General features: G+C 33.3%; 15 protein-coding genes. 8 read left to right on the top strand and 7 right to left on the bottom strand.

The genetic code is table 11. From position 1 onward, the window contains the following. Positions 1 to 66: 66 nt before the first annotated feature. Positions 67 to 768 (bottom strand): DUF1003 domain-containing protein, encoded by a 702-nt coding sequence (locus NCC77_RS10475; protein WP_250835520.1) that lies wholly within the window; start codon positions 766 to 768, stop codon positions 67 to 69. 190 nt (positions 769 to 958) lie between these two features. On the opposite strand from NCC77_RS10475, the gene epsC reads away from it, so the two are divergent. The 3 genes from epsC to NCC77_RS10460 all read left to right on the top strand — a co-directional run bounded on the left by epsC (position 959) and on the right by NCC77_RS10460 (position 3745). Then, entirely contained in the window at positions 959 to 1750 is a 792-nt protein-coding gene (epsC, locus tag NCC77_RS10470) for a serine O-acetyltransferase EpsC (RefSeq protein WP_095930983.1), read from the top strand. Between the two features lies 1 nt (position 1751). Beyond that, positions 1752 to 2639, top strand: a complete 888-nt coding sequence (gene cysM, locus NCC77_RS10465; protein WP_250835519.1) for a cysteine synthase CysM — start codon at positions 1752 to 1754, stop codon at positions 2637 to 2639. A 119-nt stretch (positions 2640 to 2758) separates the two neighbouring features. Further along, a complete protein-coding gene (locus NCC77_RS10460; protein WP_250835518.1) occupies positions 2759 to 3745 on the top strand; it encodes an aldo/keto reductase in 987 nt (328 codons plus the stop codon). Between the two features lie 65 nt (positions 3746 to 3810). Here NCC77_RS10460 and NCC77_RS10455 read toward each other — a convergent pair whose 3' ends face one another. After that, positions 3811 to 4860 carry a sensor histidine kinase gene (locus tag NCC77_RS10455; RefSeq protein ID WP_250835517.1) on the bottom strand — a complete coding sequence of 350 codons (1050 nt, stop codon included), beginning with the start codon at positions 4858 to 4860 and terminating at the stop codon, positions 3811 to 3813. 156 nt (positions 4861 to 5016) lie between these two features. On the opposite strand from NCC77_RS10455, the gene rlmD reads away from it, so the two are divergent. The 3 genes from rlmD to NCC77_RS10440 are packed head-to-tail and all read left to right on the top strand — an operon-like array spanning position 5017 to position 7790. Next, on the top strand, positions 5017 to 6429 hold the full coding sequence (gene rlmD / locus NCC77_RS10450) for a 23S rRNA (uracil(1939)-C(5))-methyltransferase RlmD (RefSeq protein WP_250835516.1): 1413 nt from the start codon (positions 5017 to 5019) through the stop codon (positions 6427 to 6429). A gap of 7 nt (positions 6430 to 6436) precedes the next feature. Further along, complete coding sequence (locus tag NCC77_RS10445; RefSeq protein WP_095930945.1) at positions 6437 to 6973, top strand: DUF6452 family protein; 537 nt, start codon at positions 6437 to 6439, stop codon at positions 6971 to 6973. Beyond that, entirely contained in the window at positions 6945 to 7790 is an 846-nt protein-coding gene (locus NCC77_RS10440; protein WP_250835515.1) for a DUF6048 family protein, read from the top strand. Before NCC77_RS10445 ends, NCC77_RS10440 begins: the two co-directional genes overlap by 29 nt. 138 nt (positions 7791 to 7928) lie before the next feature. On the opposite strand, the gene NCC77_RS10435 is transcribed toward NCC77_RS10440, so the two are convergent. The 3 genes from NCC77_RS10435 to NCC77_RS10425 all read right to left on the bottom strand — a co-directional run bounded on the left by NCC77_RS10435 (position 7929) and on the right by NCC77_RS10425 (position 10180). After that, a complete protein-coding gene (locus tag NCC77_RS10435) occupies positions 7929 to 8621 on the bottom strand; it encodes an aspartate/glutamate racemase family protein (RefSeq protein WP_250835514.1) in 693 nt (230 codons plus the stop codon). A gap of 12 nt (positions 8622 to 8633) precedes the next feature. After that, positions 8634 to 8870, bottom strand: a complete 237-nt coding sequence (locus NCC77_RS10430; protein ID WP_250835513.1) for a hypothetical protein — start codon at positions 8868 to 8870, stop codon at positions 8634 to 8636. A 152-nt stretch (positions 8871 to 9022) separates the two neighbouring features. Further along, the gene (locus tag NCC77_RS10425) at positions 9023 to 10180 is read right to left on the bottom strand and encodes a THUMP domain-containing class I SAM-dependent RNA methyltransferase (RefSeq protein WP_250835512.1); all 1158 of its coding nucleotides are present in this window, start codon (positions 10178 to 10180) and stop codon (positions 9023 to 9025) included. Positions 10181 to 10318: 138 nt separating this feature from the next. Here NCC77_RS10425 and NCC77_RS10420 point away from each other — a divergent pair, with 138 nt between their 5' ends. Both NCC77_RS10420 and NCC77_RS10415 read left to right on the top strand, forming a co-directional pair. Next, on the top strand, positions 10319 to 11083 hold the full coding sequence (locus tag NCC77_RS10420; RefSeq protein ID WP_250835511.1) for a class I SAM-dependent methyltransferase: 765 nt from the start codon (positions 10319 to 10321) through the stop codon (positions 11081 to 11083). Positions 11084 to 11174: 91 nt separating this feature from the next. Beyond that, a complete protein-coding gene (locus NCC77_RS10415) occupies positions 11175 to 11843 on the top strand; it encodes a ZIP family metal transporter (RefSeq protein WP_250835510.1) in 669 nt (222 codons plus the stop codon). Positions 11844 to 12195: 352 nt separating this feature from the next. On the opposite strand, the gene NCC77_RS10410 is transcribed toward NCC77_RS10415, so the two are convergent. Next, positions 12196 to 14574 (bottom strand): outer membrane beta-barrel family protein, encoded by a 2379-nt coding sequence (locus NCC77_RS10410; RefSeq protein ID WP_250835509.1) that lies wholly within the window; start codon positions 14572 to 14574, stop codon positions 12196 to 12198. 156 nt (positions 14575 to 14730) lie between these two features. Next, positions 14731 to 15864, bottom strand: coding sequence for a helix-turn-helix domain-containing protein (locus tag NCC77_RS10405; RefSeq protein WP_250835508.1), 1134 nt, complete (start codon positions 15862 to 15864; stop codon positions 14731 to 14733). Positions 15865 to 15905 lie beyond the last annotated feature (41 nt).

Below are 15905 nucleotides of genomic sequence, written 5' to 3'. Positions count from 1 at the left end.
TTTCTAAAAGTCGCTTCGCTCCTTTTGGAATTTGGGATTTAAAAAAATTGGAATTTTAAGAAACTTCTATTTCTTAATCTGATCCAAAATATCATTCATCATCTCGATTTGCACTTTCTGAATTTCGATTAGTTCTTGCTGCTGATGCATAATTAAATGATCAATTTTATCATGAATTAATCTAATCTCCAATTCCGATTTCAGGTTGATCATAAAATCTTTTTTAGCGCGATTACGATCTTTTTCCTCCTGACGGTTTTGGCTCATCATAATAACGGGCGCCTGCAAAGCTGCAACACAAGAAAGTATTAAATTTAAAAGAATAAACGGATAAGGATCAAAACCTTTGTTTAGAAAAATATAAACATTTGAAGCAATCCAAATCGTAATAAAAACTACGAACGAAATAATAAAAGTCCAGCTCCCGCCAAAATCAGCCACTTTATCGGCCACTTTTTGCCCTAAGGTTCTAGTTTCTTCCTCATCTTCTACAATACTCACAATCGATTTATCTTCTTTTAACGAAGAAATGACATTTTTCTCCATTGCCGAAAGCGCTCCTATTTCACTAGAAAGATAATTTGAAATATATTTTTGGCGAAACACATTCAATTCATTTATAGAAATGCAATCTTCGGCATTAAAATCGGGATATTCCTTTTTAATCAATCCCAAAATAGGATCATGAATTGCTCTTCCATAAACTTTCTCATTTTCATCAAAAGAATTGCCAGAAATTGCACTCTTAAATGTTGGCTTATTTTTCATTTTAGTATATTTTGAAAGCTAATTTACGCAATTAACTTCTTAAGAATTGCATAAATAAGAACCGTTTAGAATTTGCTTTTTATCACAAATCAAACCTCTCAAAGTAAATTTCTTTAGTTAAATCGTGATTTTATTTCCAAAAAACGCCTTACTTTTAACGTTCCAAAATTATTCATCCATTTTTACCATTGTGACAAAAGACAATATCATACAAAATATAAGAGCTTTAAAGAGCCACTCACACATAAATTACGGTATTAAAACCAAAACAGAAGACTTTACAGAAAAGCTTTTTTACACGCTTTTTGATTCGAATGCGGCACTTGACGAAAGCATTGATGAACTAGAGTTTCGCTTTAAAGAAATTGCGGTTTTGGCTTGTAAAAAACCTCAAAATTTATGCGAATCGATCTGGGATCGCTTTTTAGAGAAACTCCCTGGAGTTTTAGAAAAACTAAATCAAGATGCCGAATATATCCTTGAAAACGATCCTGCATCAAACAGCATTGATGAAGTGTACTTGGGTTACCCAGGGTTTTATGCCATTGCAATTTATAGACTTAGTCACGAATTATATCATTTAGATTTATTGTTATTCTCTCGATTAATGAGCGAATATGCCCATAGAATTACAGGTACAGATATTCACGCTGGAGCCGATATTGCATCGCCATTTTTTATCGATCACGCTACTGGTATTGTAATTGGCGAAACTACCGTTATCAAGAAACATGTAAAAATCTATCAAGGTGTTACGCTTGGTGCATTAAGCGTAAGCAAAGACATGAAAAATGCAAAAAGGCATCCAACTGTTGAAGCTAATGTCTGCATTTATGCCAATGCAACAATTCTGGGCGGAGAAACAGTAATTGGAAAAAACAGTGTTGTTGGAGGAAATGCATGGGTTACCAAATCTATTCCAGAAGATTCTATCGTTTTAAACACCACTACAACTGACGTTAAAATAAAAGAAAAAAAATAACATGAATTCACATAAATTATTAAACCTAATTGGCAATACTCCTTTGATGGAAACGGTCAATCTAGTTAAAAATAAAAATGTAAAACTTTTACTGAAACTGGAAGGAAATAATCCTGGAGGAAGCGTAAAAGATAGAGCGGCATACAATATGATTGCTGCAGCATTAGAAAGAGGCGATATCAAAAAAGGAGACAAATTAATTGAAGCAACCAGCGGAAACACTGGAATTGCGCTTGCTATGATTGCTCAGTTATTTGGCATTGAAATCGAACTGGTTTTACCCGAAGATTCTACCAAAGAACGCACTCAAACTATGCGTGCTTATGGCGCAACAGTTATTCTTACACCTGCAAGCGAAGGAATTATTGGTTCTAGAGATTATGCCGATAAAAAAGTGGCGCAAGGTGGTTATTTAATGCTGAACCAGTTTGCTAATGATGATAACTGGAAAGCGCATTACAAAACAACTGGGCCTGAAATCTGGAATGATACTGACGGAACGGTAACGCATTTCGTTTCGGCAATGGGAACAACAGGAACTATTATCGGGACTTCTACTTATTTGAAAGAAAAAAATCCAAACGTTCAAATCGTTGGTGCACAGCCAAGTGATGGTTCTCAGATTCCTGGAATCCGTAAATGGCCACAGGAATATCTTCCTAAAATATTTGATGCTTCTAAAGTGGATACTGTTGTAGATGTGAGCGAAGAAGAAGCAAGAGCCATGACTAAAAGATTAGCGCTAGAAGAAGGTGTTTTTGCAGGAATGAGCAGCGGAGGTTCTGTCGCAGTTGCCTTAAAAATTGCAGAACAATTAGAATCTGGAGTTGTGGTTGCCGTTATCTGCGACCGCGGTGATCGTTATTTGTCTTCGGATTTATTTGACTAAAAAGATACTAAGTTGCTAAGATTTGAATAACTGAAAAAACTTTGTATGTCAGAATCTCAGCAACTTTAGAAAAAAAACTTAGAATCTCAGCAACTTAGAACCTTAGAATCTTAAAAAAAATGAACTACAGAAAACTAGGAAAAACAAACTTTAATATCTCTGAAATTTCGCTTGGCACTTGGCAAGTTGGCGGAAAATGGGGATCGGGTTTTGATGATAAAGCAGCCGATACACTTTTGAATACTGCTATTGATAATGGTGTAAACTTTATTGATACAGCCGACGTTTACGAAAATGGATTAAGCGAAACTGCTGTTGGAAGAGTCGTTCGCTCTCGTTCTGAACGTGTTTTTGTTGCCACAAAATGCGGACGCCAAATCAATCCGCATGTTAATGAAGGATATACGCCAAAAGTACTTCAAAAATTTGTTGAAGACAGTTTAAAAAGAACGGGATTAGAAACACTTGATCTAATTCAGCTGCATTGTCCGCCGACTGAAGTTTACTATCGTCCAGAAATATTTGAACTTTTTGATAGACTAAAAGATCAGGGGAAAATTCTTAATCTGGGTGTAAGCGTTGAAAAAGTCGAAGAAGCTTTAAAAGCCATTGAATACTCAAACGTAGCAACGGTTCAGATTATCTTCAATTTGTTTCGTCAACGACCTTCAGAATTGTTTTTCGCGGAAGCTAAAAAGAAAGATATCGGAATTATTGCCAGAGTTCCATTAGCAAGCGGACTTTTAACAGGCAAATTTGACGCAAAAACAACTTTTGATCCTCAGGATCACCGAAATTTTAATCGTAACGGAGAAGCGTTTGATAAAGGCGAGACTTTTTCTGGAATTGATTACGAATTGGGCTTAAAAGCTGTTGAAGAATTAAAAACTTTATTTCCAGAATCAAAAAATCTAGCTACAATTGCGTTACAATGGATTTTGAGTTTTGATGAAGTAAGCTGTATTATTCCTGGAGCATCCAAAACAGAACATGTTTTATCAAATTTATCGGTTTATGACACTCCAAAATTAACTTCAGAGCAGACTGTGGCAATGAACAAAATCTATAATGACCTTATCAAACCTTCTGTTCATCAGCTTTGGTAATCTTTAATAATAAAATAAAAAGGCTGTCAAGAATAAAATCTTACAGCCTTATTTTTTTTCAGAATCTAGACATCAAATTCAATTCTAAACTCAGCGCCTTTATTTTTTCCTTCGCTAGATGCAGTCAATCGCCCTTTGTTTCTTTCTATTATTTTTTTGCACAAATACAATCCGATTCCTGTAGAACCTTCGTTTGCGGTCCCTAGACGGCTTAATTTGGTGAATTTTTTAAACAATTCTTCAATCTGATTTCGATCAAAGCCCATTCCGTAATCTTTTACCGTCATAATCAATTTTGAATCTGCAGAAAAGATTCTGACTTTAATTTCGCTATCAAAATAAGAGAACTTAACGGCGTTACTTATTAGATTTACCAACACTTGAACCAAAAGCCCCTCGTCTATTTTCAGTTTTGCTTCATTACATTCCAAAACCAAATCCATTTTTATATTTTTATCCAACAAACGCTGTTCGACTTGTTCGTTAATAAAAGGAACAATATTCGAAAACAAAACCGCCTTAACTTCTGGGTTTACTTTTACAACATCGTCTTGTTCTTTGAGCAATTTGATAAAATTTTCGATGTATCTAAATTGCAGTTCAGTCGATTCGCAAATTAACTCAGCCATATTTTTTACCGACTCTGATGGTTCTTCGCTTATAATAAGTTTAGCTAAACCTTGCGGATTTCCTGCAAAATTTTTCAAATCATGCGAAAGCATATAAACCAAATCCTGTTTTTCGTTTATAAAATTCTCTGCTTCGTTAATAGATTCCTGTATGTTACACAAAAGCAGACCTGCTTCGTCTGTATAATCTGTTGGCAAAGCGGCTATTTTTCTTGAATCTCTATAGTCATCTAATGCTTTTGAGGCTATAGCGATTGGCTTTATCAGTTTATTTAAAACCAAAAGCGTTATTGCCGTTGCCAGCAATGTCATAATTAAAGAAAAAACAAGAATAGAAGCCGATGATACTTCATGCTCAAAAAATAGGACAAAAAACAAGATTCCGATTAAGGGAATATGGATACCGATAAAAGCAACAAATAAAAATTTGAAAGCATAACTTTTTTTAAGAAAGCTGATTTTTGAAAGTTTGTGATACAACTTCATAAAAAGATAAAAATAGCAGGTTAATATGTAATTTTATTGGGATTATTACGAAAACAAAATTAGCTTTTATCCCCAATTAAACTAATATTTTGAAGAATTTCTAAATTTTTTCTAAAATTAAATTTGTAAAAGTTTTCAAAGGCTTATTTTTGCGCTATGGGAAGAAAAAATACAGACAAAATTGTCTTTCATCAAATTCAAGTTCTTGATGCTGGTGCAAAAGGGGTTTCAGTAGCCAAAGCACCTGACGGAAAAGTTATCTTTATTCCGAATGTGGTACCTGGAGATGTTGTAGACGTACAGACACTAAAAAAAAGAAAAGCGTATTACGAAGGTAAAGCGGTAAAATTTCACGAATTATCTGAATATAGAGTAGAGCCAATATGCGAACATTTTGGTGTATGCGGAGGTTGCAAATGGCAAAATATGAAATACAGCCAACAACTTGCATTTAAACAAAATGAAGTTAAAAATCACTTACAAAGAATAGGAAAAATCGAACTCCCAGAATTTGAAGATATTTTAGGTTCTGAGAAACAGTTTTTCTACAGAAATAAAATGGAGTTTTCTTTTTCTAACAGCCGTTGGTTAACTGAAAAAGAAATTGGAAGCACTGAAGATTTAGGGAACAGAAACGCTTTAGGTTTTCATATTCCTAAAATGTGGGATAAAATCTTAGACATCAACAAATGTCATTTACAAGAAGATCCTTCAAATGCCATTCGTAACGAAATTAGAGCTTTTGCAAACGAACATAATTTAGCTTTTTTTAATCCGAGAGAACATTCTGGATTATTAAGAACGGTTATGATTCGTACGGTTTCTACTGGAGAAATCATGGTTTTGATTCAGTTTTTTGAAGAAGACAAAGAAAACCGAGAATTAATTCTTGACCATTTATACGAGAAATTCCCTCAAATTACTTCATTACAATATGTTGTAAACGGAAAACCAAACGATACAATTTACGATCAGGATGTCATTCTTTACAAAGGAAGAAACTACATTTTGGAAGAAATGGAAGGTTTAAAATTTAGCATTAATGCTAAATCGTTCTACCAAACCAACTCTGATCAAGCTTACGAATTGTATAAAATAACACGCGATTTTGCTGGACTTACAGGAAATGAAGTAGTTTATGACTTATATACAGGAACTGGAACCATTGCACAGTTCGTTTCTAAAAAAGCAAAAAAAGTAATTGGAGTAGAAAGTGTTCCTGAAGCTATTATTGATGCTAAAGCCAATGCAGAACGCAATAATATTACAAATTGCGAGTTTTTTGTTGGTGACATGAAGGTAGTCTTTAATGAAGCTTTTATTGCACAGCACGGAAAACCAGACGTTATTATTACAGACCCGCCTCGCGACGGAATGCATAAAGATGTTGTAGAGCAAATCTTAAAAATTGCTCCTAAAAAAGTGGTTTATGTAAGCTGTAATTCTGCAACTCAAGCGCGTGATCTAGCTTTAATGGATGAAAAATACAAAGTAACTCGTGTGCGCCCTGTAGATATGTTTCCGCAAACGCATCATGTTGAAAATGTTGTACTTTTAGAACTTCGATAAAAAATACATGAAAAAATTAATCTCTCTTTTACTGCTCTTCACTTTCGGCTTATCTAGCTGCGAGAAAGATGATATCTGCGATGCCAATACACCAACTACACCAAGATTGGTTATGACATTTTATGATATTTCTAGTCCGACGAAAACAAAAAATGTTACCAACTTAAAAGTTATTGGTGACGGAATGGAAGAAGGGATTGTTTTTAATGAAAGTCTTGCAGAAGACGATTCATTGAGATATGTAACCAGCGGAAGTACGGTATCAATTCCGTTAAAGGTAAATGACACTACAGCAACCTTTAAGTTTATTTACAGTTCGTTAAGCACCACAGCCATCAATACTGATGTTATTAAATTTAACTATAACACACAAAATGTATATGTTTCGAGAGCTTGTGGCTTTAAAACTATTTTTCAGCTAAAAAATATTCTGCCTTTTGTACATACTGATCCAGACGGAGATACGTTTTGGATGACCGAAGTTGATTTAGAAAACCCTAACATTGAATCTGAAAATGAAACACACATTAAAGTTTATTTCTAGTCTTTCATTATTGTTTTCAATGTTTTTAGGTTATGCGCAGGATGTTCCTGAGATTTCTAAAAATTTGAAAGACACGGTAGCGACTAAAAAGCCAAAAACAGAAACTGTAAAAACGGCAAAACCAGAAATTCAGGAAGCTCAAGCCCTAAAAGATAGCGTTGTAAAAACAGACCGCTACGGACTTCGTGTTGGTGTCGATTTGTACAAACTTACTCGCGGTCTTTATGACAAAGATTATAAAGGAGTAGAATTTGTTGGAGACTGGCGATTAACCAAAAAGTATTTCTTAGCGGCAGAATTAGGCTACGAAGATAAAACTACAGAAGATGACCGTTTGACTTCTTCTGCTAACGGAACTTATATAAAAGCAGGTTTTGACTATAATTTTTATCAAAACTGGCTTGATATGGAAAACCTGATCACGATAGGAATGCGTGGCGGATTTAGTAGTTTTGCGCAAGAATTGCATAGCTATAAGATCTATAACCCAAATCCGTATTGGGGAGAATTACCTCCAATAGCAACAGACAATAAATATAGCGGACTTACCGCTACTTGGATCGAAGTTGCATTAGGACTAAAAGCCCAAGTTGTGAAAAATGTATTTGTTGGTTTCGGTGTTCAGCTTAAACTTCTGACTTCTAATAAAGAACCAAATAATTTTGAAAACCTTTATATTCCAGGTTTTAACAGAACTTATGATGGAAGTTTTGGAATTGGTTTCAACTACACAGTTTCCTACTTTATTCCGATTTACAAGAAAAAAACAATGGCATCTGAAACAGTAAAAAAAGAAGAGCCTAAGAAGAAAAAATAGTTTTTTTAAAAAGGTTCTAAGATTCTAAGACTCTAAGATACTAAGTTTAAAAAAAAAGCGGTAAATTCAAGTTGAATTTACCGCTTTTTTATGTTGTTAAGATTAAAAACTTAGAACCTTAGTATCTTAGCATCTTTTTTATGCTAACTGAAAATTAATCGCTGCTTGTGTATGTATTAAAGTTGTATCAAAAATAGGGACACTTAAATCTCCTTCTTTTATTACTAGCGGAATTTCGGTGCATCCTAAAATAATTCCTTCTGCTCCATTTTTGATTAATTCATTTGCAATTTCAAGATAACGTTTTTTCGTTTCTTCGGTTGCAATTCCTCTTCCTAATTCTTCGAAAATGGTGTAATGAATAAAATCTTTGTCAGCTTCGCTTATTGGTATTATTGCTTTAATTCCTTTTTCAGCAAGTTTATCTTTAAAGAAATCCAATTCCATTGTGAATTTTGTTCCCAACAAACCTACTTTTTTCAAGTCTTTTTTCTGAATTTCAATTGCTGTTTCTTCAGCAATATGAATAAGAGGAAGTCCAATAGCTTGCTGCAGTTTATCCGCAATTAAATGCATTGTGTTGGCACATAAAACAATAGCTTCTGCCCCGCCCGATTTTAAAACTTCTGCCGCTTTTAAAAGCATATTAAAAGTCGAATCCCAGTCGTTGGCATCGTTATTCTTTTTAATATCGGCATAATTAAAAGAGTAGATTAGACATTCAGAGAAATTTAGTCCGCCGAGTTTTTCATTAATTCCTTTATTAATTAAAGTATAATAATCAGATGTAGAAACCCAGCTGATTCCTCCAATAAGTCCAATTTTCCTCATATATTTTTCAAATTATCCGATTACTTTAATTCCTTTTATAAAAAGCCATTTCATAAAAAGCTTTTCACCGTCTTTAGTTCTTACCGCTTGAAATTTAGGTCCAACAATAGTTCCTATTACAAATGCCGTCATCGGAATCCAAATTCCAGTTAATCCGGTGTAAGCAGCAATCAAATATCTAAATAAAAGAAATAAAATTGCAAAAGCAGCCAATTGGTATAAAAAAGCGCGTAGTTGTAGTTTTGACATTTTTTTTGAGTTGCTAAGGTTCTGAGATGCTAAGATGCTAAGTTTTTTTCCTTGCAACTTATATACTTAGAAACTTAATATTTATTTAAAATTATTCTTTTTCCCATTTTGCTAAAACTCTTAGCATCTTAGAATCTTAGTATCTTAGAGACTTAGACTTGAAATTTCGTTCTCTTACTTCCTTCGTACATTTCGTATTTTACCAAACGTGCTTCAAGGCTTCCGTTAAAAAGTTTGATTTTTCTAGAAGGTTTTAATCCTACGAATTTTAAGGCTTCAAGGTTGGCTGTAATAAACCAAGCGTTTGTTCCTGGATAATTCTTCTTTAAAGTGTCTCCAATGCTGGCGTAGAATTTTTCCATATGAATATCTAAACGCTCATCGTAAGGCGGATTGAAAACAATATGCAGTTTACCTTCCGTTTCTTTTTCTGTATCAAAAAAGTTCTCTTCGTAAATTTTAATATAATCTTCTAAATTAGCATTTCTAATATTGTCTTTAGCTTTACTTACAGCACTTGGCGCTTTATCAAAACCTTTAATTGTATAATGAAACTCTCTAGTTTTTTTCATTAAACTGTCAACAATTGTATCAAACAAATCATTGTCCCAATCTTTCCATTTCTCAAAAGCAAACTCTTTTCTGTTAATGTTTGCTGGAATATTGCAGGCAATCATAGCTGCTTCTGCCAAGAAAGTTCCAGAACCGCACATAGGATCCAAGAAATCACTTTGTCCGTCCCAACCAGACAATAAAAGAATTCCAGCTGCCAAAACCTCATTAATAGGTGCAATATTAGTAGCCGTTCTGTAACCACGCTGATGAAGTGAAGCTCCAGAAGTATCTAAAGAAACCGAAACCTGATCTTTATCAATATGAATATTAATACGCAAATCTGGATACTGTTTATCAATACTTGGACGCTGTCCTGTTCTTTCTCTAAACTGATCTACGATCGCATCTTTACATTTCTGAGAAATAAATTCAGAATGATTGAAATAAGTCGAATGCACAGTACTATCAATCACAAAAGTCTGATTCGCATTTAAGTATTTAGACCAGTTTATACCCAAAATCCCTTTGTACAAAGCCTGTTCATTATTAGCTCGAAAAGAATAAATCGGCTTTAAAACTTTAAGCGCAGTACGCAAAGACAAATTGGCTTTGTACATAAAACCTTTGTCTCCTTTAAAGCTTACCATTCTCACACCTATTTCAACATCTTGAGCGCCAAGTGTGCGTAATTCTTTTTCTAATATTTCTTCAAAGCCAAAAAAACATTTGGCAATCATTTTAAAATTTTCTTCCATTTCTTTTTCAATTAAAAAAAAGCTAATCGCTATAACATTTTATTATACTGTTATAAATAGGTATCGAAGCGAAATAGTTATTTTTCGGCAAAAATACACTAAATTTGCCGGACTTTTGAATTAATTGAAATAGAATAAATGTCTGTAAAACATAACGCACCAATCCAAAATCAAGAAGACGACAATCAAAACTGGTATTCTTCATGGTTTGACACGCCATATTATCATATTCTTTACAAGGATCGTAATTATCGTGAAGCTCAGGTTTTCATGGACAATTTAACGCATTATCTCAACTTGCCAGAGAAAGCAAAAGTTTTGGATTTAGCGTGCGGAAAAGGCCGTCATTCTATTTATTTAAATCAATTAGGCTACGATGTTTTAGGCGCAGATTTGTCTGAAAACAGCATCGCCGAAGCTAGCAAAAACAGCAATGAAACCCTTCATTTTAAAGTGCACGACATGCGCGAGCCTTTTGAAGAAAAGTTTGATGCTATTTTCAATCTTTTTACCAGTTTTGGCTATTTTGAAAGCGACGAAGACAATCTGACCACTTTAAAAGCAATTAAAGAAAGCTTGTCAGAATACGGTTTTGCTGTTATCGATTTCATGAATGTGCCAAATGTTATTGAAAATCTTGTTCCACAAGAAGTAAAAACAGTTGACGAAATAGATTTTCACATCAAAAGATACGTTGAAGACGGGCATATTTTCAAAGAAATTGATTTTGAAGACCAAGGCAGAAAATATCATTTTACAGAAAAAGTAAAAGCACTAACTTTGAAAGACTTTCAGGATTTAATGGACGAGGCTGGAATTTTTCTTTTAGACATTTTTGGAGACTACAAACTCAAAAAATTCCATAAAACCGAAAGCGAAAGATTAATCATGATTTTTAAGTAAATTGGTTAATCGTTTAATTGTTTAACCGTTTAATCGCTAAACAAAAAAACAATTAACCGATTAAACGAATCAACGATTAAACAAAATAAAAATGAACTATTTATTACCCTTATTTTCTGTACTTTTAGGATATGGCGTGGCTTTATTTATAAAACCAGAAAACAAAAATAATTTAAAATTACTACTCGCATTTAGCGGTTCTTTTTTATTGTCGTTAACCGTAATGCACCTTCTTCCAGATGTTTACGAATCGCACAATCCTAATATCGGAATCTTTATAATGGTCGGAATTTTATTCCAGATCGTACTTGAATTTTTCTCAAAAGGTGCCGAACACGGACACGTTCACGGGCACGCAAAAATGTCTCAAATTCCGTGGCTTTTATTTATAAGCCTTTGCATTCACGCCTTTTTAGAAGGATTTCCAGTAAGCCATCATCATGGTTTAGCAGTAGGAATTGCCATTCATCATCTGCCAATTGCGGTTATCTTAACCACATTTTTCATCAATGCAGATTTAAATAAAAAAGCCATTTTTGCCTTCATGCTGACGTTTGCCATCATGACGCCACTCGGAACTGTAGCTTCAGAATATTTACCCTTTTTAAGTAAATATTACACCGAAATAACAGCAATCGTAATCGGTATTTTATTCCACATCTCCTCAACAATCATTTTTGAAAGCAGTGAAGGACACAAATTCAACATTGCCAAAGTTTCTATGATCGTTCTAGGAATTTTGTTGGCTTTCTTTTTATAATCTGGGCGTGCCCAAATTTACAAAAGGCGCAATTTAACAAACCGCTTACGTGCGCCTTTCGCAAATTCGGTCGGGCTATCCGCATTACTTCGGTAATTTGCTCCTATCCCTCACGCAAGAAAAGTTTCAGGTTTCAGGTTTCAAGTTTCAGGTTTCAGGTTTTACTCTCGCGTGTCAGGCTGAGCGAGGTCGAAGCCCTTTTGTTAGTTGCCCTTCGACTTCGCTCAGGGTGACATTAGTTTGTTTCAAGTTTCAGGTTTCAAGTTGAAGTTCTCTTTACAATGTCAGGCTGAGCGAAGTCGAAACCCAATGAAAATTATCTAATTATCTAATTGACTAATTATCTAATTCCTTAATTCCCTACCCTCTTCTTCTCGTCCTGATTTCCGAAAGCACGCTCTTTCACATTAATCTTTTTATTACCGAAATTGTAAATCACAGATAAACGAACAAAGCGATTACTTTCATTTTGGCTATAAACCTGTTTCACGCCATTTACAACCGAAGTAAAATCTTTCAAATAAGAAGTATTAAAAATATCATTGGCCAAAAATGCAATCTGAAGCGTTTTATTCAACAAATCCTGTTTAAACCCAATATCAAAACTTGATGCATAACCAATCTCATACAAACCACTTTTAAAAGGCGAACTATAATTAAAATCAATTTGAAGTTTGGTGCTTTTCCCTAGTATAAAAGTATTATTTGTCGTAAAATCAATCTGTAAACTATTTGATGGCGTTGCATTAATATCTTTTATAAACTCCGTTTGAGCGCCTAAAAAGTATAAAGTATTTTCACTCTGCCACCAATCTGCAAAAGTGGCTGAATAAGTTTCTCCAACACCATAATTTATATTTTTAAAATAATTTTCACGCGTTACAATCTGTGTATTCGTTTCTGGATTTGAAGTAAACAAAACGCCATAACCATTTGAAACTAAATTCACAAAAACGCTGGTTCTCAAAATTTCTTTATACGAATGTGCAAACTCAAAATTATCACTAAATGAAGGTTTTAAAAACGGATTTCCTTCAGAATAACTGTTACTATTAATATAAACTCTAAACGGATTCAGCAAATCAAAACGCGGTCTGTTGATTCTTTTTCCATAATTCAAACTAAAAGTATTGTTCTCGTTTTTCTTGTACGAAGCATAAACTGTTGGAAATAATTTCAAATAATTATTTACTGTTTCCTGATTTAAAGTTTCAGAAAATCCATTGGTTTGTGTGTTCTCCAATCGTAAACCCATTTGCAGATTCCATTTTTCATTCAGTTTTTTATCTCCGTTAATGTAAAACGCCTGATTATTTTCAGTGTATTTAAATTGATTTGACTGACTAGGATCTAATTCCGGAGTTCCAGTTATAGTATTGTAAAAAACCACATCGCTTATGCTGTTTGTAAAACTCATTTTCGCACCATAAGACAAATTAAAAGTTTCAAACGGATGTTCCATATCTGCCTTAAAACTCCAGTTATCAATATCTTGGTCAGAAATATTTCTTCCTGCCTGATTGACATCAATAAATTCCATATCTGGATTAAAATTATTCGCTATAAAATCTCTATCAAATTTTGAGTTGTAATTGAAATAATCCACATCAAAGGATAATTTCTTTTTTGAATCAAATTTGGTAATCAAATGCGCATTATAAGTCTGATTTTCAGAACCTTTATCTGTAAAACTTTTATTCAATGTAACCTGTTGCAATTCGTTTTGCGTGTTGTACTTTTCAATTCTAATATCCGATCCAAAATCAGGATTATTTCTATCATTCATAAACTGAAAACCAATCGTTGTACGTTCAGACAAATCATAGTCTAATGCCACTTTTCCTGAAAAATTTTCATTTTTAACTTTTGTATCGGCGTACATTGTAGAAAGTCCATCTGGAAAATACATATCTAAATTCTCTTCAGAATTTTTATACCCCGTTTTACCATTCACGCTTGCCGAAAATCTAAACTTATTTTTGCTGTAGAAGAAATTATCTCTTAAAGTGTAAATTCCATATTTATTCTCGTCGTAAGAAACTATAATCGAATTTTTCCACGAATCACGGACTCCTTTTTTCATAATAATATTAATAAGTCCACCTGTTCCATCTGCTTCATATTTTGCGGGCGGATTGCTTATAACTTCAATATTTTTGATATCTGCAGCCGAAATTGATTTCAAGAAATTGTTCAATTCTTCTCCAGTCAATTCAATTAAACGTCCATCAATCATGACGCGCGAAGTTCCCTTTCCTAAAATGGTAATCACGTCATTTTTCACTACAACTCCAGGCGCAGTATTAATAGCGCTTAAAGCATCAGCTCCAGTAGTTGTAACATTATTTTCTAGATTATAAACCAAACGATCTGTTTTCTGCTCAATAGTTTTCTTTTTAGACTGAACCACAACTTCAACTAATTTGGTTTCGTTTTCTTTTAAAATAATAGTTCCTAAATCAGTGTTTTTTTCTAATGAAATTTCTTTTTCATAATCAGCAAAACCCAAAAGACTGATTTCAATTTTATAAGAACTATTTTTTAGGTTAATTTCAAAAGAACCATCTACTTTAGTTGTAGTTCCATCAATAATTTTCCCTTCTTTATTTAATATTGAAATTTCAGCCCATTCCAAAGATTTGGTTTCGCTAGCGACCCTTCCTGTTAATGTAGATTGTGCTAAACAAAATAAAGGCAATAGTAAAAAGATTAGGAGATTTAATTTTTTCATGATTTCTAATTTTAACTTGTTCGATTAATTTGAAGCAAAGTTGCCTTAGAAAATCTTCCTACGCGACCGACAAAAAAAGTCGAACCATTTTCTCAAATAGAAATTGGTTCGACTTTATATAGGCAAGGCGTTCGACTTTTTACAAACCCTTTATTTTTAGCTATTTCTGTAGGCTGTTGGGGTTAAATTGGTATACTTTTTAAATGAAGTATTAAAAGAAGATTTGGAGTTAAAACCAACTTCGTACAAGATTTCTAGAACAGTTAATTGATTTTTTGATTGATCTCTCAAAATTCCCATGGCTTTTTGAATTCGATATTCATTTACAAAATCAAAAAAATGCTGATCGATATGATGATTTATTAAAATAGACAAATCGCGAACAGGAATACTAATCTGATTCGCCAATTCCTGAATAGTGAGCGACGGATCGAGAAATGGTTCTTTCTCGTTCATATATTGTTTTAAAGTAGTAATTTGTGCATTGATCAAATCATTTTGCTGGTTTACAGCTTCTGGTTTTTCATCAATTTCAGGGAGAATATCTTTTGTTAATACTAATTTAGAATTTACACCCCTAAAAAGTTCTGGGTATTTTAAAGCTTTCATGATAAACCAGCATGTTATAAATAAAGCTATGGTTCCAACAAGGACATTTGCCCACAAAAACACTTCTTTAAAACCGCTATACCTCAATATATTTTTTAAAAGGACAATAGAATGTGCAATAAGAAACACGCATGTCATTTGAAAAAGCCATTTATAGGTAGAAACGCTCGGATTGGTGTAGTTTTCTAGATAAATTTCTTTGTATTTCTTCAAGATTAAAAACACACTTACAATATAAAAAACGTACTGAAATTCTATTAAAATCTGTATAAAATAGATCTCAGACATTTCATTTAAAGGACCTATGAAGTTGCCATTTACAATACTTAAATATATTCTTGGTATAAAAATTAAATTGACTATTACAAAAGGAAGCAAATGAATGAGATGTTTCCATTTTAATTTAAAGTCTGAATAACATACAGATAAAACATACAAATAAAATGATGGCATTCCCAGTAAACAGAAAGTTGCTCTGAAAATTTCTAAATTTCTGTGATCTTCTGTATACAGATACATAAAAAAACCGCTAAGATCAATTGCCGAAAAAATAAAGAACAAAGCAAATAAGCGGTTTGCCAGTTTATTTTCTGTTTTAACGGTCAGCAGAAAAAATGCCATTAATAAGGAAACGAAAACAGAAATTCGAGCAATTCCCTGTAGTAAATCTAATTGATCCATCTATCTTTTTATATTAGACAAATATAATATTTTCGTTTTTG

Origin of the sequence: Flavobacterium tyrosinilyticum (genome assembly GCF_023656565.1) — a bacterium.
Classification (GTDB): domain Bacteria; phylum Bacteroidota; class Bacteroidia; order Flavobacteriales; family Flavobacteriaceae; genus Flavobacterium; species Flavobacterium tyrosinilyticum.
This window is presented reverse-complemented; position numbering and strand designations above follow the sequence as displayed.